The organism is Streptomyces sp. NPDC055955, assembly GCF_042270245.1.
Taxonomy (GTDB): domain Bacteria; phylum Actinomycetota; class Actinomycetes; order Streptomycetales; family Streptomycetaceae; genus Streptomyces.
The window spans coordinates 431,604-454,321 of the sequence record NZ_JBHJYS010000001.1; the positions used below are offsets into that span (position 1 = coordinate 431,604).

At 72.0% G+C, this 22,718-nt stretch carries 20 protein-coding genes; 3 read left to right on the top strand and 17 right to left on the bottom strand.

Annotation, left to right across the window (positions count from 1 at the left end):
• Window positions 1-82: 82 nt before the first annotated feature.
• From ACFC96_RS01765 to ACFC96_RS01815, 11 genes are all read right to left on the bottom strand, one after another.
• Window positions 83-571, bottom strand: a complete 489-nt coding sequence (locus ACFC96_RS01765) for a methylated-DNA--[protein]-cysteine S-methyltransferase (RefSeq protein ID WP_376609581.1) — start codon at window positions 569-571, stop codon at window positions 83-85.
• A 13-nt stretch (window positions 572-584) separates the two neighbouring features.
• Window positions 585-2,051, bottom strand: coding sequence for a DNA-3-methyladenine glycosylase 2 family protein (locus ACFC96_RS01770; protein ID WP_376251429.1), 1,467 nt, complete (start codon window positions 2,049-2,051; stop codon window positions 585-587).
• Window positions 2,052-2,139: 88 nt separating this feature from the next.
• Window positions 2,140-2,655 carry an O-acetyl-ADP-ribose deacetylase gene (locus ACFC96_RS01775; protein WP_376251427.1) on the bottom strand — a complete coding sequence of 172 codons (516 nt, stop codon included), beginning with the start codon at window positions 2,653-2,655 and terminating at the stop codon, window positions 2,140-2,142.
• A complete protein-coding gene (locus tag ACFC96_RS01780) occupies window positions 2,652-4,061 on the bottom strand; it encodes a phytoene desaturase family protein (RefSeq protein WP_376251426.1) in 1,410 nt (469 codons plus the stop codon). Before ACFC96_RS01780 ends, ACFC96_RS01775 begins: the two co-directional genes overlap by 4 nt.
• A gap of 169 nt (window positions 4,062-4,230) precedes the next feature.
• A complete protein-coding gene (locus ACFC96_RS01785; RefSeq protein ID WP_376609583.1) occupies window positions 4,231-5,082 on the bottom strand; it encodes an inositol monophosphatase family protein in 852 nt (283 codons plus the stop codon).
• A gap of 111 nt (window positions 5,083-5,193) precedes the next feature.
• On the bottom strand, window positions 5,194-7,038 hold the full coding sequence (locus ACFC96_RS01790; RefSeq protein ID WP_376251422.1) for a gamma-glutamyltransferase family protein: 1,845 nt from the start codon (window positions 7,036-7,038) through the stop codon (window positions 5,194-5,196).
• A 19-nt stretch (window positions 7,039-7,057) separates the two neighbouring features.
• A complete protein-coding gene (locus ACFC96_RS01795; RefSeq protein ID WP_376609585.1) occupies window positions 7,058-8,104 on the bottom strand; it encodes an ABC transporter ATP-binding protein in 1,047 nt (348 codons plus the stop codon).
• Complete coding sequence (locus ACFC96_RS01800; protein WP_376609587.1) at window positions 8,101-9,129, bottom strand: ABC transporter ATP-binding protein; 1,029 nt, start codon at window positions 9,127-9,129, stop codon at window positions 8,101-8,103. Before ACFC96_RS01800 ends, ACFC96_RS01795 begins: the two co-directional genes overlap by 4 nt.
• Window positions 9,126-9,947 (bottom strand): ABC transporter permease, encoded by an 822-nt coding sequence (locus ACFC96_RS01805; protein WP_376609908.1) that lies wholly within the window; start codon window positions 9,945-9,947, stop codon window positions 9,126-9,128. The genes ACFC96_RS01800 and ACFC96_RS01805 overlap by 4 nt, the downstream gene beginning before the upstream one ends.
• A 50-nt stretch (window positions 9,948-9,997) precedes the next feature.
• Window positions 9,998-10,951, bottom strand: a complete 954-nt coding sequence (locus ACFC96_RS01810) for an ABC transporter permease (protein WP_376252106.1) — start codon at window positions 10,949-10,951, stop codon at window positions 9,998-10,000.
• A gap of 56 nt (window positions 10,952-11,007) precedes the next feature.
• On the bottom strand, window positions 11,008-12,579 hold the full coding sequence (locus ACFC96_RS01815; protein WP_376609589.1) for an ABC transporter substrate-binding protein: 1,572 nt from the start codon (window positions 12,577-12,579) through the stop codon (window positions 11,008-11,010).
• Between the two features lie 325 nt (window positions 12,580-12,904).
• Here ACFC96_RS01815 and ACFC96_RS01820 point away from each other — a divergent pair, with 325 nt between their 5' ends.
• Window positions 12,905-13,765, top strand: a complete 861-nt coding sequence (locus ACFC96_RS01820; RefSeq protein WP_376251416.1) for a GyrI-like domain-containing protein — start codon at window positions 12,905-12,907, stop codon at window positions 13,763-13,765.
• A gap of 36 nt (window positions 13,766-13,801) precedes the next feature.
• Here the strand turns inward: ACFC96_RS01820 and ACFC96_RS01825 are convergent, their stop codons facing one another.
• The gene (locus ACFC96_RS01825) at window positions 13,802-14,485 is read right to left on the bottom strand and encodes a response regulator (protein ID WP_376609590.1); all 684 of its coding nucleotides are present in this window, start codon (window positions 14,483-14,485) and stop codon (window positions 13,802-13,804) included.
• Window positions 14,482-15,645: a sensor histidine kinase gene (locus ACFC96_RS01830; RefSeq protein ID WP_376609592.1), complete on the bottom strand. Its 1,164-nt coding sequence runs from the start codon at window positions 15,643-15,645 to the stop codon at window positions 14,482-14,484. The genes ACFC96_RS01825 and ACFC96_RS01830 overlap by 4 nt, the downstream gene beginning before the upstream one ends.
• 200 nt (window positions 15,646-15,845) lie before the next feature.
• Between ACFC96_RS01830 and ACFC96_RS01835 the strand changes: the two genes are divergently transcribed.
• Both ACFC96_RS01835 and ACFC96_RS01840 read left to right on the top strand, forming a co-directional pair.
• A complete protein-coding gene (locus tag ACFC96_RS01835) occupies window positions 15,846-16,850 on the top strand; it encodes a carboxymuconolactone decarboxylase family protein (RefSeq protein ID WP_376609594.1) in 1,005 nt (334 codons plus the stop codon).
• A gap of 154 nt (window positions 16,851-17,004) precedes the next feature.
• Window positions 17,005-17,658, top strand: a complete 654-nt coding sequence (locus ACFC96_RS01840) for a hypothetical protein (RefSeq protein ID WP_376251409.1) — start codon at window positions 17,005-17,007, stop codon at window positions 17,656-17,658.
• Window positions 17,659-17,670: 12 nt separating this feature from the next.
• Here the strand turns inward: ACFC96_RS01840 and ACFC96_RS01845 are convergent, their stop codons facing one another.
• The 4 genes from ACFC96_RS01845 to ACFC96_RS01860 all read right to left on the bottom strand — a co-directional run bounded on the left by ACFC96_RS01845 (window position 17,671) and on the right by ACFC96_RS01860 (window position 22,649).
• Window positions 17,671-19,191 carry an NCS1 family nucleobase:cation symporter-1 gene (locus tag ACFC96_RS01845; protein ID WP_376251407.1) on the bottom strand — a complete coding sequence of 507 codons (1,521 nt, stop codon included), beginning with the start codon at window positions 19,189-19,191 and terminating at the stop codon, window positions 17,671-17,673.
• A gap of 147 nt (window positions 19,192-19,338) precedes the next feature.
• On the bottom strand, window positions 19,339-20,358 hold the full coding sequence (locus ACFC96_RS01850) for a TIGR03842 family LLM class F420-dependent oxidoreductase (RefSeq protein WP_376251405.1): 1,020 nt from the start codon (window positions 20,356-20,358) through the stop codon (window positions 19,339-19,341).
• A 16-nt stretch (window positions 20,359-20,374) separates the two neighbouring features.
• On the bottom strand, window positions 20,375-21,781 hold the full coding sequence (gene hydA / locus ACFC96_RS01855; protein ID WP_376609595.1) for a dihydropyrimidinase: 1,407 nt from the start codon (window positions 21,779-21,781) through the stop codon (window positions 20,375-20,377).
• A 25-nt stretch (window positions 21,782-21,806) separates the two neighbouring features.
• The gene (locus ACFC96_RS01860; RefSeq protein WP_376609597.1) at window positions 21,807-22,649 is read right to left on the bottom strand and encodes a nitrilase-related carbon-nitrogen hydrolase; all 843 of its coding nucleotides are present in this window, start codon (window positions 22,647-22,649) and stop codon (window positions 21,807-21,809) included.
• Window positions 22,650-22,718 lie beyond the last annotated feature (69 nt).

Genomic DNA, 22,718 nt, shown 5'->3' on the forward strand with positions numbered 1-22,718 from the left:
CACGACGACCAGGCCGCCGAGGTCCGCGCGAACCCATCGGGACGGCGCTCCCCCGGCTGCCCGGGCACTCACCCCGTAAGGACTAGAACAGCGCCGCGCCCCGTTCGAAGTCGAGGAGGCGCTGCTTGCGCTCCAGGCCGCCGCCGTAGCCGGTCAGGCCGCCGCTCGCACCGATGACGCGATGACAGGGGACGATGACGCCGACGGGGTTCTTTCCGTTGGCGAGGCCCACCGCGCGGGACGCGTTCGCGTTGCCGAGGGCCTCGGCGAGTTCCCCGTACGTACGGGTCTCCCCGTACGGGATGCGCTGGAGCTGCTCCCAGACGCTGCGCTGGAACGGGGTTCCCTCGAGGCGCAGCGGCAGGTCGAACTCCTTCAACTCGCCCTGGAAATAGGCTTCCAGCTGATCGACGACCGCCCCGAAGGGCCGTCCGTCGCGCTCTCCGAAGGTCTCCTCGGCGGGGCGGTGGCGCTGGTCGGTCATGTAGAGGCCGCTGAGCGTGCCGTCGGTGGCGACGAGCGTGAGCGGCCCGTAGGGGCTGTCGAGGACGTGGTGCTGCTTGGCTGTCATGGTGCCGAGTCCCTTACACGGGGAGGAAGTTGATCGGGTGGTCGTCGGTGGCCCACAGGTACTGGACGGCGTACGCGCGCCAGGGGCGCCAGGAAGCGGCCCGCGCGGTGAGCGCGGCCGGGGTGTGGGGAAGCCCCAGCTCCTGAGCGGCGCGGCGCATTCCGAGGTCGGTGGGCAGGAAGGCGTCCGGATCGCCGAGGGCGCGCATCGCGATGACCTCGACCGTCCACGGCCCGAAGCCGGGCAGCGCCATGAGCCGTTCGCGTGCCTCGTCCCAGTCGCTCTCGGGGCCGAGGACGAGGGTGCCCTCCGCGAGTTCGCGCACCAGCGTGGTCAAGGTGGTGCGGCGGCTGCGTGGCAGGGCCAGCGCGTCGGGGTCGAGGGCCGCCAGGGCCGCCGGTGAGGGGAAGAGATGGGTGAGGCCGCCCTCGGGGTCGTCGACGGGCTCGCCGTGCGCGGTGACGAGGCGGGCGGCGTGGGTGCGGGCGGCGGCCGTGGACACCTGCTGGCCGAGCACGGCGCGGACCGCGAACTCGGACTCGTCGACGGTGCGCGGCACCCGGCGGCCCGGCGCCTTGTCGACGAGCGGCGCGAGCAGCGGGTCGGCGCGCAGCTGCTCGTCGACGGCGACGGGGTCGGCGTCGAGGTCGAGCATGCGGCGGCAGCGGCTGATCGCGACGGTCAGATCGCGCTGGTCGGTGAGGACGAGGCGGCAGCCGATGTGGTCGGGGGCGGGTGTGAGGGTCACGATGCCGTGCCCGTAGGGCAGGCGCAGCGTGCGCCGGTACGCGCCGTCGCGCCACTCCTCCACGCCCGGTACGGCGGTCGCGGCGAGGTGACCGAAGAGGTTGTCGGGGTTGAGCGGGGCACGGAACGGCAGGCGCAACGTGATCGCGCCGGGCGCCGCAGCACCGTTCCTGGGCGCGCGGGTGCGCAGCTCGCTCGGGGACAGCGCGAAGACCTCGCGGACCGTGTCGTTGAAGGTGCGGATCGAGGAGAAGCCGGCGGCGAACGCGATGTCGGCCATCGGCAGCCCGGTCGTCTCGACGAGGATGCGCGCGGTCTGCGCGCGCTGGGCGCGGGCCAGGGCGAGAGGACCCGCGCCCAGCTCGGCGAGGAGCTGGCGTTCGACCTGGCGGGTGCTGTAGCCGAGGCGTCCGGCGAGGCCGGGCACACCCTCGCGGTCGACGACGCCGTCGCCGATGAGGCGCATGGCACGGGCCACCAGGTCGGCGCGCTGGTTCCACTCGGGGGAGCCGGGGCTCGTGTCGGGGCGGCAGCGCTTGCAGGCCCGGAATCCGGCCTGCTGACAGGCCGCGGCGCTGGGCAGGAAGGTCATGTTCTCGGGCTTCGGAGGCACTACCGGGCAGCTGGGCCTGCAGTAGATCCGGGTCGTCAGGACGGCGGTGAAGAACCAGCCGTCGAAGCGGGCGTCCTTGGACTGGACGGCCCGGACGCATCGGTCGGTGTCGGTGTGCATGAAGCAAGCATGGCCGAAGGCGGCCGCCCCCGGCTGGCGAGAATCCGACATCAACGTGTGCGCCGGTCCGGCACCCGAAGGAGGGCCGTCAGTCGGCGAGAGCCTCGGCGAAGGCCGTGTACGCCCTGTCGTCGAAGAGGACGAACCGCACTTCTTCGACCGGCGGCCCGGCGACCTCCCGCACGGTGCGGACCGCGATGCGCGCCCCGTCGTCCAGCGGCCAGCCGTAGATCCCGGTCGAGATGGCGGGGAAGGCCACGGTCCGGGCGCCGAGCCCGGCCGCCACACGCAACGACTCGCGGTAGCAGGAGGCGAGCAGCTCGGATCGGTCCAGGGAAGCGGACCACACCGGGCCGACGGTGTGGATCACATGCCCGGCGTCGAGGTTTCCGGCCGTCGTGGCGACCGCCTGCCCGGTGGCCAGGCCCTTGCCGTAGTGCGAGGCGCGAAGTCGGCGGCACTCGGCGAGGATCTCGGGGCCGCCGCGCCGGTGGATCGCGCCGTCGACCCCGCCGCCGCCGAGCAGCGAGGAATTGGCCGCGTTCACGATCGCGTCGGCGGTCTCGGCGGTGATGTCGCCCTTGACCAGTGTGATTCGGGTCATGACGCGCGGATCCTCCTCCACACGGCCTTGGCCGCGTTGTGCCCGGACATGCCGTGGACGCCCGGCCCCGGCGGGCTCGCGGACGAGCAGATGAAGACAGCGGGGTGCGGCGTCGTGTACGGCGACAGGGACAGTTTCGGCCGCAGCAGCAGCTGGAGACCGCTCACCGCGCCGCAGGCGATGTCACCGCCCACATAGTTCGCGTTCCGCGCGGCCAGCTCGGGCGGTCCCGCGGTGGCCCGCGCCAGGATCCGGTCGCGGAACCCGGGCGCGAAGCGCTCCAGCTGCCGCTCGACGGCGTCGGTGAGGTCACCGTCCCAGCCGCTCGGGACATGCCCGTACGCCCAGAAGACGTGCCGGCCCTCCGGGGCTCTGGAGGGGTCCATGACACTGGGCTGGACGGTGATGAGGAAGGGCTTGTCCGGGGCGCGGCCCTCGCGTGACGCGGCGCGCAGGGCCGCCGCGACGTCACGGCTGCCGGGCCCGACCTGGACGGTGCCCGCGCTGCGGGCCTCCTTCGCCGTCCATGGCACGGGTCCGTCGAGCGCGTAGTCGAGCTTGAAGACGCTCGCGCCGTACCGGAAGCGCTCGTAGTAGCCGCCGAGCCCGGCGATGCGGGCGAGCGCCGTGGGCGAGGTGTCGAAGATGTAGGCACGGGCGGGCGGCAGGTCGTCGAGGCGCTTGACCTCGTAGTTCGTGTGGACGGCTCCGCCGAGGTCCTTGAGGTACGCGGTGAGCGCGTCGGAGATCGACTGCGAGCCCCCACGGGCGACGGGCCAGCCGCGCGCGTGGCCGGCGAGCGCGAAGACGAGGCCGACGGCCCCCGTGCCGAGGCCGCCGAGCGGGGCGATGGCGTGGGCGACGAGGCCGGAGAACAGAGCGCGCGCCCGGTCGTCGCGGAACCGGCGCATCAGCCAGGTGGACGGCGGAAGCCCCGCGAGCCCGAAGCGGGCCAGGGTGAGCGGGTCGCGCGGCAGCGTGGTCAGCGGCAGCGCCATGAAGTCCCGCACGAGTGCGTCCCACTTGGGCAGGAGAGGGGCGACGAGACGGCGGTAGGCGCCCGCGTCGTGCGGGCCGAACGAGGCGGCCGTCTCGGCGACGGAGCGTGACAGCACGGCCGCGCTGCCGTCGGGGAAGGGGTGCGCCATGGGGAGGTCGGCGTGCAGCCACTCCAGGCCGTACCGGTCCAGCGGCATGTCCCTGAACGCGGGCGAGTTGATCCCCAGAGGGTGAGCGGCCGAGCACGGGTCGTGGCGGAATCCGGGGAGGGTGAGCTCCTCGGTGCGCGCGCCGCCGCCGACGGTGTCCCTGGCCTCGAAGACGGCCACGGAAAGACCTCGGCGGGCCAGCTCCACGGCAGCGGTCAGGCCGTTCGGTCCCGCCCCCACGACGACGGCATCGAGCATCGACGGCACCTTCGGACTCCTTTGTCAGCCGAGGTCACTGGCCGCCAGGATATGCCGCAGGGCTGACACTGCCGGGGCGCGGGGCGTTCCCGGACGGGCTGCGCGGGGGTGTGCCGAGGGTCGGCGCAGGTCATGGGCGCGGGCGCCGGTCGGGCGTCCGGCCGCCGGGTCACTCGCCGCCGAACAGCTCCACCACGCGCCGGGCCGTGGCCCTGTCCCGGGCCGCCGTGAACGGCAGCGCGTTCCCCCCGGTGATCCGGAAGGGCTCGCCGTCCTTCGTCAGGTGCGTGCCGCCCGCCTCCTCGACGAGCAGCAGCCCCGCCGCGTGGTCCCAGGCTGCTTCCCACGAGAAGGCGGTGGCGTCCAACTCGCCGCGGGCGACGGCCAGATACTCGAGGCCGGCCGAGCCGCACGGGCGCGGGCGCACCCCGTCGGCCCACAGGCCCAGGAGGTCGCGCTTCTGCGCGTCCGTCGTGTAGTCGGGGTGCGACGTCGCCACGTCGATGGGCTCGTCCGCATCGGGCGAACCGGCGTGCAGCGCCTCGCCGTTGAGCCAGGCCCCCTTGCCGCGGACCGCCACGGCGAACTCGCCGAGCGCGGGTGCGAACGTCCAGGAGGCGAGGACCGTGCCGTGCTGGGCGAGCGCGACGAGCATGCAGAACCCGGGGTCTCCGTGGACGAACTGGCGGGTGCCGTCGACCGGGTCGACGATCCACACCGGGGCGTCCTCGCCTATCGCGTCGTAGACCGCGTAGTCGGCGTGCACCGCCTCCTCGCCGACCACGACGGAGCCGGGCAGCAGGGCGCCCAGTTCACGGGTCAGGAATTCCTCGGCGAGCCGGTCGGCCGTGGTCACGAGGTCGTGCGGGCCGCTCTTCTGGGCGACGTCACCCTCGGCGAGCTGCCGGAAGCGGGGCATCACCTCTGCGGCTGCGGCGGCGCGCACGGCGCGCTCCACCTCGGTGACCCCGTGTACGAGAAAGTCGTCGATGCTTTCCGTCGTTTCCTGTGCTTCGATCATGCGTCCATGAGAGCACGCTCCACTGACAATGCGTACCCGCCCGGTGTACGCGGGGTGGAATCCCAGTGAAAACCGCGGAACTCCACCCCTGTCCGTACACCGCCCGATCCGTCAGCGGCCGACGGCGTACCCCTGCATGCCGCGCGGGTTGGCCGCGGCCGACAGGACGCCGGTCTGCGGGTCACGGGCGACGGCGCACAGGCGGCCCTCCGACCAGGGCTCGCCGACCGTCACGTCGTGGCCGCGGCGGCGCAGCTCCTCGACGACGTCCTCGCCGACGCGGGACTCGACGGTGACGCTGCCGGGCCGCATGCCGCGCGGGTAGAAGGAGCCGGGGAAGGAGTCGTTGTGCCAGTTCGGGGCGTCGACCGCGCCCTGGAGGTCGAGCCCGCCGCGCACGGCCGCGCGCAGGGCGACGGCGAGGAAGAAGTGGACCTGCCACTGGTCCTGCTGGTCGCCTCCGGGCGTGCCGAACGCGAGGACCGGCACGCCGTCCTTCAGCGCGAGAGAGGGCGTCAGCGTCGTCCGGGGGCGGCGTCCCGGAGTGAGCGAGTTCGGCAGGCCCTCCTCCAGCCAGGCCATCTGGAGACGGGTGCCGAGCGGGAAGCCGAGCTCGGGCACGACGGGGTTCGACTGGAGCCAGCCGCCGGAGGGCGTCGCGGCGACCATGTTGCCCCAGCGGTCGACGACGTCGAGGTGGCAGGTGTCGCCACGGGTCGCGCCGTCCGCGGCGACCTCCTGGTCCCCGCTCTTGGCGACGGTGGGCTCACCGGCGCCGGCGCCCGCTATCCCCATGGCGTCGAACCCGTCGTCGCCCGCCGCCACGGCGTGCGCGTGCGCGGAGATCCGGGGCTCGGCGCCGCGCGGGCTGCCCGGACGCAGCTCGTGGGACGCCTTGTCGCCGATGAGGGCGCGGCGCGCGGTGTTGTACTCGTCGGACAGGAGCTCGGCGACGGGCACGTCCTCGGGGCCGGCGTCCCCGTACCAGGCCTCACGGTCGGCCATGGCGAGCTTGCAGCCCTCGACGAGCAGGTGGACGTACTCGGCGGAGCCGTAGGCGGGCAGCTCGTCGGGGAGGAGGGCGAGCTGCTGGAGGAAGGCGGGGCCCTGGCTCCAGCCGCCGGCCTTGCACAGGGTCCAGCCGTTCCAGTCGTACGTGGCGGGCGCCTCGTAGGTCGCCGACCAGCCTGCCAGGTCGGCGGCGGTGAGCGTGCCGGTGTGGTGGGTGCCGCTGGTGTCCATGGTGGGCCGGCCGGCCTGCCGGACGAGGGCCTCCGCGATGAAGCCCTCGCGCCAGATCGCGCGGGCGGCCTCGATCTCGGCGACACGCTTGTCGGCGGCGTCGCCCGCGATCTCCTCGGCCTCCTCGATGACGCGTCGCCACGTCGCGGCGAGCTGCGGGTTGCGGAAGAGCTCGCCGGGCTTCGGGGAGGCGCCGTCCTTGAGGTAGACCTCGGCCGAGGAGGGCCACTCGTTCTCGAACAGGGCGCGCACGGTCTCGACGGTCTCACCGACGCGCTCCACGGGCGCGTGCCCGTCCTCGGCGTACCCGATCGCGTAACTCAGCACCTCCGCGAGGGACTTGGTGCCGTGGTCCTTCAGCAGGAGCATCCAGGCGTCGAAGGCGCCGGGCACGGCGGCGGCCAGGGGGCCGGTGCCGGGGACGAGGTCCAAGCCGAGGGAGCGGTAGTGGGCGACGGTGGCCCCGGCGGGCGCGACGCCCTGCCCGCACAGGACGCTGACGTCCCCGCCGGCGGGGGCGAGGATGATCGGGACCTCGCCGGCGGGGCCGTTCAGGTGGGGTTCGACGACGTGCAGGACGAAGCCCGCGGCGACGGCGGCGTCGTAGGCGTTGCCACCGCTCTCCAGGACGGCCATGGCCGACTGCGAGGCGAGCCAGTGGGTGGACGAGACCATGCCGAAGGTGCCTTGCAGGGTCGGCCGGGTGGTGAACAAGGGTGGAGCTCCTCGGGCGTCAGGCGGATGCGGGGCGGCTGTGAGGGATCGTACGAAGAGGGGTGTCGGCGTCAGCGGGACGGGGTGCCGCGGCGTCGGGCGCGGTGCCGTCGTCGGCGACGAGGTGGCAGGACACCTCGCGGCCACTGTCCAGCGTGCGCAGGGCCGGGACCTCGGTGCGGCAGCGGTCGACGGCGAGCGGGCAGCGCGTGTGGAAGCGGCAGCCGGGCGGGGGCGCCAGCGGGCTGGGGAGTTCGCCGCTGAGGACGATCCGTTCGCGGGTGCGCTGGGTGACCGGGTCGGGCACGGGCGCCGCGGACAGGAGGGCCTGCGTGTAGGGGTGCTTGGGGTCGGCGAACAGCTCGGCGGTGGGGGCCTGTTCGACGATCTGGCCGAGGTACATGACCGCGATCCGGTCGGCGAGGTACTCGACGGCGGCGAGGTCGTGGGTGATGAACAGGCAGCCGAAGCCTCGGTCGCGCTGAAGGTCGGCGAGCAGGTTGAGGACGGACGCCTGGACGGACACGTCGAGGGCGGACGTCGGCTCGTCGGCGACGAGGAGCGCCGGGTCGACCGACAGGGCGCGGGCGATGGAGATGCGCTGGCGCTGGCCGCCGGACAGCTCGTGCGGATGCCGGTCGGCGTGCTCGGGGCGCAGGCCCACCTGGGCGAGGAGTTCCGCCACACGCGCGCGTGCCGCCTCGCCCTTCGCGATGCCGTGCAGCCGCAGCGGCTCGGCGACGATCTGCCCGACGGTCATGCGCGGGTCGAGGGACGACGACGGGTCCTGGAAGACGAGGTGGAAGTCCTTGCGCAGGGGGCGCAGGGCGCGCCGGGACAAGGTCGTCACGTCGGTGCCGTCGATGCGTACGGTGCCGCCGGTGGGCTCGTCGAGGCGTACGGCGCAGCGTCCGACGGTGGACTTGCCGCTGCCCGACTCGCCGACCAGGCCGACGACTTCGCCGCGGCCCACGGTCAGGGTGACGCCGTCGGCGGCGCGAACGGTGCCGCCCGGCGCGCTGAAGTGCCGCTCCAGGGAATCGAGTTGCAGGACCGGGGTGCTCACTGTGCGGCCTCCTGGAGGGTGTTCGGGTGCCAGCAGGCGGTCAGGTGCGGGGTGCCGTCGCCGGCGTCGGCGGCGGACTCGAAGCCGGGCCTCGCCGTCGTGCACCGCTCGTCGGCGCGGGCGCAGCGCGGGGCGAAGGTGCAGGCGTCGGGCTGGGAGTCGAGGCTCGGCACGAGGCCGGGGATCTCGGGCAGGCGCCGCTTGCCGGCACCGTCCTCGGCGGCCGAGGCGCCGGGCCGCAGGACCGCGGAGAGGAGCCCGCGGGTGTACGGGTGGCGGGGCGCCGCGAACAGCTCGTCCACGGGGGCCTGTTCGACGGGCCGGCCCGCGTACATGACGAGGACCCGGTCGGCGATGTCGGCGACGACGCCGAGGTCGTGCGTGATGAGGACGATCGCCGTGCCGAGGCGTTCGCGCAGCGACTGGAGGACCTCCAGGATGCCCGCCTGCACGGTGACGTCGAGGGCGGTCGTCGGCTCGTCGGCGATGAGGACGGCCGGGTCGCAGGCGACCGCGATGGCGATCATCACGCGCTGGCGCATACCGCCGGAGAGCTGGTGCGGGTACTCGTCGACGCGCTGGGCCGGGGCGGGGATGCCCACGAGGTCGAGGAGTTCGACGGCACGCGCGCGTGCCTCCTTCTTGCTCAGGCCCTGGTGGCGGCGGAGCACCTCGCCGATCTGCCGGCCGATGGTGAGGACCGGGTTCAGGGAGGTCATCGGCTCCTGGAAGATCATCGCGATGTCCTTGCCGCGGATCTTCCCGTACGCCTTGTCGTCACCGCCCGCGAGTTCGCGTGTCCCGAGCCTGATGGACCCGGTGATGTGCGCGGTGGGCGGGAGCAGGCCCATGACGGCCATGGAGGTGACGGACTTGCCGCAGCCCGACTCGCCCACCACGGCGAGCACTTCACCGGCGGCGAGGTCGTAGGAGACGTGGTCGACGGCGTGCACGGTGCGGGCGTCGGTGCGGAACGAGACCGACAGGTCACGGACGCTGAGCACGGCTTCGGGATTCGGGCTCATCGGGTCGCTCCACGGGGGTCGAGTACGTCACGCAGGCCGTCGCCGAGCAGGTTGAACGCCAGGGTGGCGGCGACGACCGCGAGGCCGGGGAAGACCGCCATCCAGGGCGCGGGGGCGAGGAATGCCTGGGCGGAGGACAGCATCACGCCGAGGGACGGCTCGGGCGGCTGGACGCCGAGGCCGAGGAAGCTCAGCAGGGCCTCGCCGATGATCGCGGCGGGGATGCCGACGGTCGCCTGGACGACGAGCGCCGAGGTCGCGTTGGGCAGGATGTGGCGGAACAGGACGGTGCCGTCCCCTCCCCCGTTGGCGACGGCGGCGTCGACGTAGTCGACGTGCTTGAGCCGCAGGGTCTCCGCGCGGGTGATGCGGATGACGGCCGGGATCTGTGAGATGCCGATCGCGATCGTCGCATTGGTGAGGGACGGGCCGAGGACGGCGGCGAGACCGACGGCCAGGACCAGGAAGGGGAACGCGAGCATCGTGTCGGTGACGCGCGAGACGACGCTGTCGGCGACCTTGCCGTAGTACCCGGCGAGCAGCCCGAGAGGGACGCCGACGACGAACGCGAGGATCACCGCGAGGACGCCGACCTGCATGGACGCGCGGGCACCGAACACGACCCGGGAGAGCTGGTCGCGTCCGAGGTCGTCGGTGCCGAGCCAGTGCGACCAGTCCGGCGCGGCGAGCACGTTGCCGAAGTCGGGCTGCGCCGGGTCGTAGGGGGCGACGAGCGGGGCGAGGAGCGCGGCCAGGACGAAGACGGCGGCGATGACACCACCGGTCATCGCGAGCCGGTTCTTGCGCAGGGCGCGCAGCTTGGCGCTGCCCGCGGCCCGCGAACGGACAGCTGTCAGGGAAACCGTGGTCACTTGGCGCCTCCGAGCCGGATGCGCGGGTCGATGACCGAGTACGCGACGTCGACCAGCAGGTTGATGAGGATGTAGGCGGCGGAGGTGCACAGCACCACGCCCTGGAGGGTCGCGTAGTCGCGGGTGAAGACGGCGTCGATGGTGAGCTTGCCGAAGCCGGGCAGGACGAAGATCTGCTCGGTGACCACGGCGCCCGAGATGAGGTGGCCGAGCTGGAGTCCGAGCACGGTCACCACGGTGACCAGGGAGTTCCTCAGCGCGTGGCCGCCGATGACCTCGCGGCGCGTCAGGCCCTTGGCGCGGGCGGTGCGCACGTAGTCGGCGGAGAGGGAGTCGAGCATCGCGGCCCGGGTCTGCCGCATGACGACGGCGGCGAGTCCGGAGCCGAGCACGATCGCGGGCAGCACCATGCGGCGCAGGTTGTCGAGCGGGTCGGTGCCGAAGGGGACGTAGCCGGAGGCGGCGAAGACCGGTACGGCGATGGCGAACGCGAGGACCAGGACCATGCCGAGCCAGAAGGTGGGGACCGAGAGGCCGAGCAGGGCGAGACCGTTGGCGATCCACTCGGCGGGCCTGCCGCGGCGGACGGCGGCGACGACGCCCGCGCCGATACCCAGCACGACCGCCAGCAGGAGGGAGAGCGCGGCGAGTTCGAGGGTGACGGGCAGGGCCTGGCCGATGGCGTCGGAGACCGGCAGGCCGGTGCGCGACGAGGTGCCGAGGTCGCCGGTGAGGGCGTGCCCGATGAACCGGCCGTACTGGATGACGATGTTGTCGTCGAGGCCGTACTCGGCGCGGATCGCGGCGAGCGCGGCGGGGCTGCGCTCCTCGCCCGCGAGCGCGAGGGCCGGGTCGCCCGGCAGCGCGCGGATGCCGGCGAAGACGACGATCGAGACGAGGAAGAGGGTGATGACGGACTGGCGTACGCGGGTCAGCACGTAGGCGGCCATGGGATGCCCCGCGAAGAAACCGGACCGCGCCTTGGGCAGGGCTATTTCGCTGGTCGTCACTTGGTGTACCCCGCATCCTTCACGCGGACGAGGCCGTCGCCGTAGACGCGGACGCCCGCGACGTCCTTCCCTGCGACGACGTAGTTCTTCTGGCGGTAGAGGTAGATGAGCGCGTGGGCGTCGTTCGCGCGGCGGGTCAGCTTGCCGTAGATCTTGGCGCGTTCGGCGGGGTCGGCCTCGGTGCGGCCGCGCTCGATCAGCGCGTCGGTCTCGTCGTCCGAGAACCCGTAGGCGTTCATGGCACCCTTCGTCTGCAGGAAGCTGGCGATGTTGCCGTCGGGGTCGAGGCGCCCGGACCAGCCGCTGGTGAAGGCGTCGTAGTGACCGGAGTCGGTCTCTTCGAGCATCGTCGCGTACTCGGTGGGGCGCAGGGAGACGGCGAAGCCGGCCTCCTTGGCCATGGCCTGGACGACCTGGCCCAGACGGCTGTTCTCGGGCGTGGTGGAGGTCTTGAGTTCGATCTTGAGCGGGGTCTTCACGCCCGCGGCCTTGAGCAGTCGCTTCGCCTTGGCGACATCGCGCTTGGGGCAGGCGGAGGCCGCGACACCGGGCGCGATGGCGGACTCGGGCGAGACGGGCCCGCAGGCGGGCTCGTACATGCCCTGGAAGACGACCTTGTTGATCAGGTCGCGGTCGATGGACAGCTCGAAGGCCTCCCGCACGCGCACGTCGCGGGCGAGGGGGGTGTCGAGCTTGCCGGGCTTCTGGCCGAGGCCCTTGACGTTGCCGACGTTGAGCCCGATGCCCTGATAGCCGAGCGAGGGCGAGTTGAACAGCTGGAGCTTGGGCTCGGTGAGCGCGCTCTTCACGTCGACCGGGGCCATCTGGTCGCCGACCTGGACGTCTCCGGAGCGCAGGTTGGCGAGGCGGACGCTGCCGTCGGGGATCGGCTTGTAGATCACCTTGTCGAGGTGGACGTCGCGCGCGTCGTAGTAGTTCGGGTCCTTGGCGAGCACGATGCGGTCACCGCCGACGCGCTCGACGAACTTGAACGGGCCCACGCAGGAGGGGTGGTTGGTGAAGTTCTTGCCGTACTTCTTGAGCGCGGCCGGGGACATCACCATGCCGGAGCGGTCGGCGAGCACGGCGGTCAGCGGGACGTAGGCCTGCTTGAGGGTGAGTTTCACGGTGTACGCGCCGGTGGCCTCGACCGCCTTCAGCGGGGCGAGTTCGGTGGCGCGGGCCGATCCCGGCAGGTCGCGGTGGCGCAGCAGCGAGGTGACGACTGCGGCCGCGTCGAGGGAGGTGCCGTCGCTGAACTTCAGGCCCTTGCGGACGGAGAAGGTGACGGTGCGGCCGTCGGACGAGGTCTTCGGCAGCGCGGTGGCGAGCTGCGGGACGACCTTGCCCGCCTCGTCGACGTCGTAGAGCTTCTCGCACATCCCGGCGAAGACCGTGCGGCCTACGAGGGTCTGGGCGAGCGAAGGGTCGAGTTTGTCCGGGTCCGCGTTGAGGGCGACGGTGAGCGTGCCGCCGTCCCGTACGGGCCGGTCGTCGGTCATGCGCTCCCCGCCGACCTCGGTGGCCGAGGACTGGAGGGAGCCGCAGCCGGCCGTTGTGGACAACACCAGGGCAACTGCCGTGCAGGCAACCGCTGTTCGGCGCACGAGGAGATACCTCCGCCAGGGGACGAGTGTGCGGGACATCCTGTGGGTGATCCGTGTGTGATCAAGGAATACCGCAGAACGTATTTCGCATACAGTCCACAGGCAAGGGGGTTGTCCGCATGGCGGAACACATTTGATGAAGATTGAATAACCGGCCCCGACAAAGAAGGTCACAAGGCCCCAAGCGGCCGGAACGGGCACGTCCGACCGGAACGGGCACAGGATGTCGGGTCCGCGACCATGGGTCCTCCCTAACGTGAGCGAGGTCAACAGGAAGGAGCCCGGGGTGCTTGACCGGCTCAACGAGGCCATGGACCACATCGAGCGCCACCTCGACCGGCGGATCGACATCGCCGATCTGGCCCGCATCGCGGCGACGTCGGAGTACCACTTCCGGCGGATGTTCTCCGCGCTCGCGGGACTGCCGCTCTCCGAGTACATCCGGCGCAGGCGGCTGACCGTCGCGGGCGCGGAGGTGCTCTCCGGGGAACCGACGCTCCTCGAGATCGCGGTGCGCTACGGCTACGGCTCCGGCGAGGCGTTCGCGCGGGCCTTCCGGGGGCTGCACGGCGTGGGCCCCGGCGAGGCCAGACGAACCGGTGCGGCCCTGCGGTCCCAGCCCCGGATGTCCTTCCGACTCATCGTCGAAGGGAGCAGCACCATGCGATACCGGGTGACGGAGAAGCCCGAGTTCCACGTGGTCGGCAGGAAGGCACGGGTCCCCCTCGTCCACGAGGGCGTGAATCCCGCGATCGCCGACTTCATCAGGGGCATCGACAAGGAGACCGTGCGCCGGATCCACGCGCTGTCCGACCAGGAGCCCGAGGGGATCGTCTCGGTGAGCGACGGGCTCGACCCGAGCCGCGCGGAGGGCACCGAACTCGACTACTACCACGCGGCGGTGGCCTCCGCCGCCGGCCCCGACGACCTGGACACCCTCACCGTCCCGGCGGGCACCTGGGCCGTCTTCGACAGCTCGGGCCCGTTCCCGCAGACGCTCCAGCATCTGTGGCGGGACGTGTTCACACAGTGGTTCCCGTCCAACCCGTACCGGAGCAGGCCGGGCCCCGAGATCCTCAGCACCCGCCTGTCACCCGACGCGGCGCAGGCGGACGCCCAGCTGTGGATCCCGGTCGAACGGGAGTAGCCCCCGCACGGGCGCGCACCCCGGGCGCCCCGCGTCTCACCGTGTGCGCGCCGCGACCAGGCCCGACTCGTAGGCGAACACGACGAGTTGGGCCCGGTCGCGGGCGCCGAGCTTCGTCATCGCACGGCTGACATGGGTCTTGGCCGTGAAGGGGCTCACGACCATGTGCGCGGCGATCTCCTCGTTCGTCAGGCCGCGCGCCGCGAGCGCGGTCACCTCGCGTTCGCGGCGCGTGAGGCACTCCAGACCCGGCGGCGTGGCGCGGTCGGGTGGCCGGGACACGAACTCGCCGATGAGGCGGCGCGTCACGGCCGGCGACAACAGGGCGTCCCCGCGGGCCACGACCTCGATCCCGGCCAGCAGGTCCTCGGGCTCGGTGTCCTTGAGCAGAAAGCCGGACGCCCCGGCGCGCAGCGCGTCGAAGACGTACTCGTCCAGGCCGTAGTTGGTGAGGATGACGACGCGGACGCCACTCAGGCCCGGGTCGGCGGCGATCCGGCGGGTCGCCTCGATGCCGCTCATCACGGGCATCTGCACGTCCACGAGGGCGATGTCGGGCACACGCTCGCGCACGACGGCGACCCCCTGCTCCCCGTCGGCCGCCTCGCCGACCACGTCGATGCCGTCCTCCGCCTCCAGGAGCGCGCGGAACCCGGCCCGCATGAGGGCCTGGTCGTCGACGAGCACGACCCGGATCACGGGACGCCCACCACCACTCATCCGACCGCCTTCTCCGCCATGTCCCTCTCCTTTTCGGGGAGGTGCGCCGAACCGTCCACCGGAAGCCGGGCCCGCACCGCGAAGCCGCCCTCCGGGCGTGGCGCGGCATGGAGGACTCCGCCGAGCGCGGCGACCCGTTCGGCCATACCCTTCAGGCCGTTGCCCGAGACCGGTGGGCACGCGGGGTCGGCGGCGCCGCCGTCCTCGACCCGGATCAGCAACTCGTTCTCTCCGTATGCCAGTTGTACGGACACTTCGGTCGGGCCCGCGTGCCGGGCGACGTTCGTCAAAGACTCCTGGACGATGCGGTACGCGGCACGGTCCAGGGCTGCCGGAAGCAGCCGCTCGCGGCCCGTCACCACCAGCTCCACGTCGAGGCCGGCCGAGCGGGCACGCTCCACGAGGAGTGCCGGGCTGCCCGTGGGCTCGTCGGCCCGCAGCACATCGAGGGTGGAGCGCAGCTCGCGCATCGCCTCGCCGCTGGCCTCCTGGATCGCGAGCAGCGCGGGCGACACCTCCTCGCCGCGCTTGCGCGCCAGGTGCACGGCGACACCCGCCTGCAGCTTGACGATCGAGATGCTGTGCGTCAGCGAGTCGTGCAGCTCGCGGGCGATGCGCAGGCGCTCCTCACCGGCCCGGCGCAGCGCGGCCTCCTCGCGGGTGCGCTCCGCCTCCAGGGCGCGCTGCTCGGTCTGGCGCAGATACGCCTGCCAGTTCTTGTCGGCGAGCCCCGTGACGACGGCGCACAGGAACCAGCCGGCAAGGAGCAGACAGCTCTCCAGTGGCCGTCCCGCCGCGCCGCACACGACGAGGAACGCGGCGCCCGCCAGCGCGGCGAGCAGACGGTGCCCCGCACGAGAGGCCGTGTGGACGGACGCCAGGACGGGCAGCGCGGCGAGGGCTCCCGGCTCCGCGTGGAGGACGTAGCCCGCGGTGCACGCCGTGCTGAGCGCGAGGACCGTGCGCGGCGCCCGCCGGTAGGCGGCGAGCGTGAGCGAGCCCGCGGTGATCAGGACGGCATCGGGCGGCGTCACTCCCCCGTCGGCCATCGCGGCGGCCACGACGAGCGCCCCGATGACGACGGCCAGTGTGACGTCGCCGATCAGAACCTTGCGGTCCGCGCCGACCGGACCTGTGCGGCGCCTTCGGTCCCCCTCCATGCCAGCACCATAGACCGGGCCGCCGACAAGGGCGTCACCCCTGGGGACCGCCCCTGGACTACTCCCTGTGCAGTAGTGGGCGGCCGGTTCGGCCTCCGGGGCGCAGCTCGGACCCACCCCCGTCGTACGACGCGTGAGGGTGCCGTGTCCGGCCACTGTGGGGCGTGCCGGAAGCGGCTCGCAGCCACCAGGAGGACCCGATGTCACGGACGTTCCGCTACACCAGCCCGCCACCCCCTCGGTCGGCCACCGGTCGCGTGGCCGAGGTCTACCGGCAGCTCGGCGAGGACTTCGGGATCGAGCGCGCCGCCACCTTCGTGGTCCTGGCGTCGGCCCCCGAACTCCTCGTCCCCGCCTGGGCGCTGATGCGGGAGTCGCTGATCGCGGGTGCGGGAACCCGTACCGACAGGGAGCTGGTCGCGGCCGGGGTGTCGCTCGCAAACCGATGCCCGTTCTGCGTGGACGCGCACACCATGCTGCTGCACGCCACGGGCGACCACACACTCGCCGAGTCCCTGGCGCGCGGCGAGGCCCCGTCCGAGGAGCGGCACGCGCGCGTGCTCGACTGGGGCCGCGCCACCCGCACACCCGGCTCCCCCGGACTCACCCCGCTCCCCTTCCCGAGTGCCGAGGTCCCCGCACAGCTCGGGACCGCGTTCGCCTTCCACTTCATCAACCGCGTCGTGTCCGCCCTGCTCAGCGAGAACCTGCTGCCCTGCAACGCCCAGCGCCTGCGCCCCGTGCGCAGCCTCGGGGGCCGGAGCCTGGCGCGGACGGTGCGCCGGGACCACGTGTCGGGCGCGAGTCTCGCCCTGCTGGACGATCCGGGCCCCGGCCCCGCCTGGGCGGCCGGCACGGCTGTGGGCCCGGCGTACGCCGCGCTGCTCGACGCCGCGTCCACGGGCGCGGGGCTGCTCGACGACGTCGACATCGCTCTGGTCGAGGAGGCCGTCGCCGCCTGGGACGGCTCGCATCCACCGCTCGCGTGGGACGAGTTGCCCGACCGCGACCGGCGGCCCGGGGCGCGCCTGGCCGTGCTGGCCGCTGTCGCCCCGTACCGCATCACCGACGAGGACGTGGCGGCCTGGCTGAAGCCGCCCTTCACCGATCACTGTCTGGTCCATCTGATCGCGTACGGCGCCTTCGCCGCGATCGACCGCATCGAGTCCGCGCTGCCCCTGCCCGCCCTCATGGAGAGGCCCTGACCGCGTGCGCGGAAGGCCTCTTCGGGGTGAAGGCGCGGCGGTGCGAGCGTACTGAACTGCGTGGGGGACGCATGAGGGGCGAGGGGGCGGTGTTGTCACGGGGTAACTCGTGTGACACTGGCGTCCCCTCCCCCTCGCACAAGGGGCGTACGCCGTGCGTTCTCTCCCTCTCCCCCTCGCGCTGACCGTGCGGGTCCTGCCGGTCGTGGTGCTCGCATGCGCCGGCTGGGCCTGGTCCTCGGGCCCGATGGCGGACTCGTCCGCTCAGCCCGCCGCTGCCCCGCAGCCCACGCCGAAGCGTGCCGCGCAGTCGACGGGGTCCGCGACGAGCCGCGCCTACGACAAGCCGCCCGAGCCGTGCTCCGCCGTCACGGCGGACACGATCGCGGACCTGGTGCCGAAGGCCGACCCGGCGGGCAAGGAACTGGCCGCCGCCGACCGCTCGTTGCGCCGCGGCTGCTCGTGGAGCGCGCTGAAGGACTACGACTACCGCTGGCTCGACGTCTCCTTCGAGATCAAGGAGTCGGCCGCCGCGGCGAACACCTCCTTCGCCGTGCGCGGCAAGGGCGAAGTGGCGCCCGGCCTCGGTGACGAGGCCCGGATCGCCGTCGCCCTCACGACGCACGACAAGCAGAACACCCGGGAGGCCGTGGTGACGGTCAGGGCCGGCAACGCCCTGGTGACCGTCACCTACAACGGCAGCAACTTCGAGTCCCACGGCGCGCCCCCGACGGACGGCATCTACAAGGGCGCCCTGAAGGCGGCCGGGGACGCGGTGGCGGCGCTGACCGGCAAGGAATCCGGCTGAGATCGGCGGGCCCTAGGTCCGGGCCCCGCGCGCCTTGGTCAGAGCCACGTAGAGGATCAGCGAGGAGCCGAGCCCGACCGCCCAGCCGTAGTCCGCGAGCGGCTTGAGGAACGGGATCAGGCCGTCCACCGGGAACGGGCCCTGCTTGGCGCCCTTCGCGTCGACCGTCGAGTACGAACCGCCGACCGCGAGGACGCCGCCCACGGCGAAGGCGATCACCGCGTTCCAGTTCCAGCCGCCGGAGTACCAGTACCGGCCGTTCGGCAGATACAGGTCGGCGAGGTGGAGCACCGTGCGGCGGACGATCCAGTAGTCGGCGATGAGGATGCCGGCGACGGTACCGAGCAGTCCGCCGACGACGCCGAGCCAGGTGAAGATGTACAGCTCGGGCGTGGACGTCAGCTTCCACGGCATGACGAGGACGCCGATGACACCGGTGATCAGCGCGCCGGTGCGGAAGTTGATGAGCTTGGGCGCGAGGTTCGCCAGGTCGTACGCGGGTGACACGACGTTCGCGGCGATGTTCACGGAGATGGTGGCGACGAAGACCGTGATGAGCGCGAACAGCAGCCCGAAGACGTTGTCGGTCTTGCCGGCGAGCGCGACCGGGTCCCAGATCGCGGCGCCGTAGACCTTCTCGGATCCGGACGTCACCAGGACGGACATCAGGGCGAACAGCGTCATGGTCGTCGGCAGGCCGAGGGTCTGCCCCCAGACCTGGGCGCGCTGTCCTTTGCCGAAGCGGGTGAAGTCCGGGATGTTGAGGCTGAGTGTGCTCCAGAAGCCGATCATGCCCATGAGGCCGGGGAAGAAGATCTTCCAGAAGTCGGCACCCCAGCCGACCTGGGACGGTTCGTCGAGGAGTGTGCCGAAGCCGCCCGCCTTGTGCGCGATCCACACGAGCAGGACGACCGCGCCGACCAGGACGAAGGGCGCCGCCCAGTTCTCGAAGCGGCGCAGGGTGTCCATGCCCCGGTAGATGATGGCGAGTTCGAGGACCCAGAAGAGCACGAAGCACAGCCACAGGGTCCACGGGTAGCCGCCGACCTTCGACACGTCGGCCCAGCCGCCGAAGACCTTCCCCAGCAGGACGAACACGCCCTGCCCGCCGATCCAGGTCTGGATGCCGAACCAGCAGCAGGCCACCGCCGCCCGGATCAGCGCGGGCAGATTGGCTCCCCGCAGGCCGAACGAGGCGCGGGCGAGGACGGGGAAGGGTATGCCGTACTTGGGTCCCGCGTGCCCGGTGAGCAGCATCGGCAGGAGCACGATGACGTTGGCGAGGGCGATGGTGAGGACGGCCTGCTTCCAGTCCATGCCCAGCGCGACGAGGCCCGAGGCGAGGGTCCAGGACGGGATGCAGTGGGCCATGCCGATCCACAGGGCCACGAAGTTGTAGGTGGTCCAGCGGCGTTCGGCGAGGGGAACGGGTCGCAGGTCGTCGTTGGCGTAGCGGCTGTCGGAGGGGTAGGCGTCGGCGCTGAGGTCGATGCCGCCGCCCGCGGGCAGCGTGGGTGGCACGGTGTCGGTCATGAGCAGGCCATTCGTTCGGGAGCCGGGGGCTCGGACAGCGGGGAGGTGCGAACGGGCCGTGCGGGTGCGGGCGGTGGGGACCCTGGCGGGGAGGACGGGGTGACGGGTGCACCGAGATGGGGCTCAGGTGCGGCCCGGGGGATCACCTCAGGCGTTCACCGCCGCGATGATGTGCTCCCCGTACGCGTCGATCACCTCCTCCTTCGCGTCGTGCATCGCGTAGAGCGCGAACTGGTCGACGCCGAGGTCACGCAGGGCGCGCAGCTTCTCGACGTGGTCCTGTGCGGTCCCGATGACGCAGAACCGGTCGACGATCTCGTCCGGTACGAACGCGGTGTCGGGGTTCCCGGTCCTGCCGTGGTGGGCGTAGTCGTAGCCCTGTCGGGCCTTGATGTAGTCGGTGAGCTCGTCGGGGACCATCGACGAGTGCTCGCCGTACTTGGTGACGAGGTCGGCGACGTGGTTGCCGACCATGCCGCCGAACCAGCGGCACTCCTCCCGCGCGTGGGCGAGGGCCTCGGGCGAGTCGTCGGCGGTGACGTAGGCGGGCGCCGCCACACAGATCTTCACCTCGGACGGGTCGCGGCCCGCGCCGGCGGCCGCGTCCCGCACGGCCTTGATCATGTACTGGGTCAGATACGGGTCGGCGAGCTGGAGGATGAACCCGTCGGCCTCCTCGCCGGCCATCTTCAGAGCCTTGGGCCCGTAGGCGGCCATCCAGACGGGCAGTCGGGCACCGTCCCGCACCCACGGGAAGCGGATCACCGTGCCGCCGAGGTCGGCCTCGTCGCCGCTGCCGAGGGCCCTGATGACCTTCATGGCCTCGCTGATCCGGGCGAGCGTGTTGGGTTTGCGTCCGGCGACGCGCATCGCGGAGTCCCCGCGGCCGATGCCGCAGACGGTGCGGTTGCCGTACATGTCGTTGAGGGTGGCGAAGGTGGAGGCGGTGACCTCCCAGGTGCGGGTGCCCGGGTTGGTCACCATCGGGCCGACGGTCAGGTGCGAGGTCTCGGCCAGGATCCGGCTGTAGATGACGAAGGGTTCCTGCCACAGCACGGCCGAGTCGAAGGTCCACCCGTAGGTGAAGCCCTCGCGCTCGGCGCGCTGCATCAGGGAGACGACGCCGGAGGCCGGGGGGTCGGTCTGGAGGACGAGTCCGAAGTCCATGGGATCCACCACGTTTCTAGTTCAGGTACTGGCAGGTGGAGCGCGCGGTGTACACGCCGTGACCGGCGCGGCCCGTGAACTCCCTCTCGGAGATGACGAGTTCGCCGCGGGAGAGCACGGTCTCCACGCGGCCGGTGATCCGCTTGCCCTCGTACGCCGAGTAGTCGACGTTCATGTGGTGGGTCTCGGCGGAGACGACCTGCTCGGCGTGCGGGTCGTAGATGACGACGTCGGCGTCGGCGCCGGGCGCGATGGTGCCCTTCTTCGGGTAGAGCCCGAACATGCGGGCCGGGGTCGCGCAGGCGATCTCGATCCAGCGGCGGCGCGAGATGTGCCCGTCGACGACGGCCTGGTGCAGGAGGTCCATGCGGTTCTCGACACCGGGCATGCCGTTGGGGATCTTCGAGAAGTCGCCGCGGCCCAGCTCCTTCTGCCCGGTGAAGCAGAACGGGCAGTGGTCGGTCGAGACGACCTGGAGGTCGTTCGTGCGCAGGCCCCGCCACAGGGCCGCCTGGTGGTCCTTGGGCCGCAGGGGCGTGCTGCACACGTACTTGGCGCCCTCGAAGTCCGGCTCGGCGAGGTTGTCCGTGGACAGGAAGAGGTACTGCGGACAGGTCTCGCCGAAGACGTTCAGACCCTCGTCGCGGGCGCGCGCGATCTCGGCGAGCGCCTCCTGCGCCGAGACGTGCACCACGTACAGGGGCGCGCCCGCGACCTGGGCGAGCTTGATGGCGCGGTGCGTCGCCTCGGCTTCGAGGAGCGCCTTCCTGACCTCGCCGTGGAAGCGCGGGTCGGTCTCGCCGCGCTCCAGAGCCTGCTGCACGAGGACGTCGATCGCGATGCCGTTCTCGGCGTGCATCATGATGAGGCCGCCGTTCTCGCCGGCCCGCTGCATGGCGCGCAGGATCTGCCCGTCGTCGGAGTAGAAGACGCCGGGGTACGCCATGAACTGCTTGAAGGACGTGACCCCCTCGGCGACGAGCAGGTCCATCTCCTTGAGCGTCTCGTCGTGCACGTCGGAGACGATCATGTGGAAGCCGTAGTCGATCGCGCAGTTCCCGTCGGCCTTGGCGTGCCAGGCGTCCAGGCCCTCGCGCAGGGTGTGCCCGACGGACTGGATGGCGAAGTCGACGATGGTGGTCGTGCCGCCCCAGGCCGCGGCCCGGGTGCCCGTCTCGAAGGTGTCGGCGGCGAAGGTGCCGCCGAACGGCATCTCCATGTGGGTGTGCGCGTCGACACCCCCCGGGATGACGTACTTCTGCCGGGCGTCGATCGTCCGGTCCGCGGTCCAGGATTCCGCGGCGTCGGTGCCCGCAGCGGCGAGGGCGGCGATGCGCCCGTCCTCGATGAGTACGTCGGCGTGGATCTCGTCGGCGGCGGTGACGACGAGTCCGCCGCGGATGACCGTACGGCTGCTGCTCATGCTCCCTCTTCCGTGTCTGCGCTTCCTACGGGTTGGTCAGCGGCGTGTACGCGCCCGGCGCGCGGTCGCGGTAGAACTGCCAGCGGTCGCGGACCTCACGCAGCTTGGCCATGTCGAGGTCCCGTACGACGAGTTCGGGTTCCTTGTCCCCGGCGACCTCACCGACGAACCGGCCCTCCGGGTCGACGAAGTAGCTCGTCCCGTAGAAGTCGTTGTCGCCGTACTCCTCCTGGCCGACGCGGTTGATCGCGCCGACGAAGTACTCGTTCGCGACGGCGGACGCCGGCTGTTCCAGCTGCCACAGGTAGCCGGACAGGCCGCGTGAGGTCGCCGACGGGTTGAAGACGATCTGCGCGCCTTCGAGGCCGAGCGCGCGCCAGCCCTCGGGGAAGTGCCGGTCGTAGCAGATGTAGACGCCGACCTTCCCGACGGCCGTGTCGAAGACGGGCCAGCCGGAGTTGCCCGGGCGGAAGTAGAACTTCTCCCAGAACCCCTTCACCTGAGGGATGTGGGTCTTGCGGTACTTGCCGAGGTAGGTGCCGTCGGCGTCGATCACGGCGGCCGTGTTGTAGAGGACGCCGGGCTGCTCCTCCTCGTACATCGGCAGCACGAGGACGATGCCGTGCTCGGCGGCGAGCGCCTGGAAGCGGCGGACGGTGGGGCCGTCGGGGATCGCCTCGGCGTATTCGTAGAACTTCGCGTCCTGCACCTGGCAGAAGTACGGGCCGTAGAACAGCTCCTGGAAGCAGAGGACCTCGGCCCCCTGCGCGGCGGCGTCGCGGACGGCCTGCTCATGGACCTGGATCATGGACTCTTTGTCGCCCGTCCAGGCGGTCTGGAAGATCGCGGCGCGGATCACGGTGCTCATCGGGGACCTCCGGTCGCTCGGTGTGCCGTGAGCCTAGGAAGTCCGCGCCGCGTACCGGAGTTGCACCGT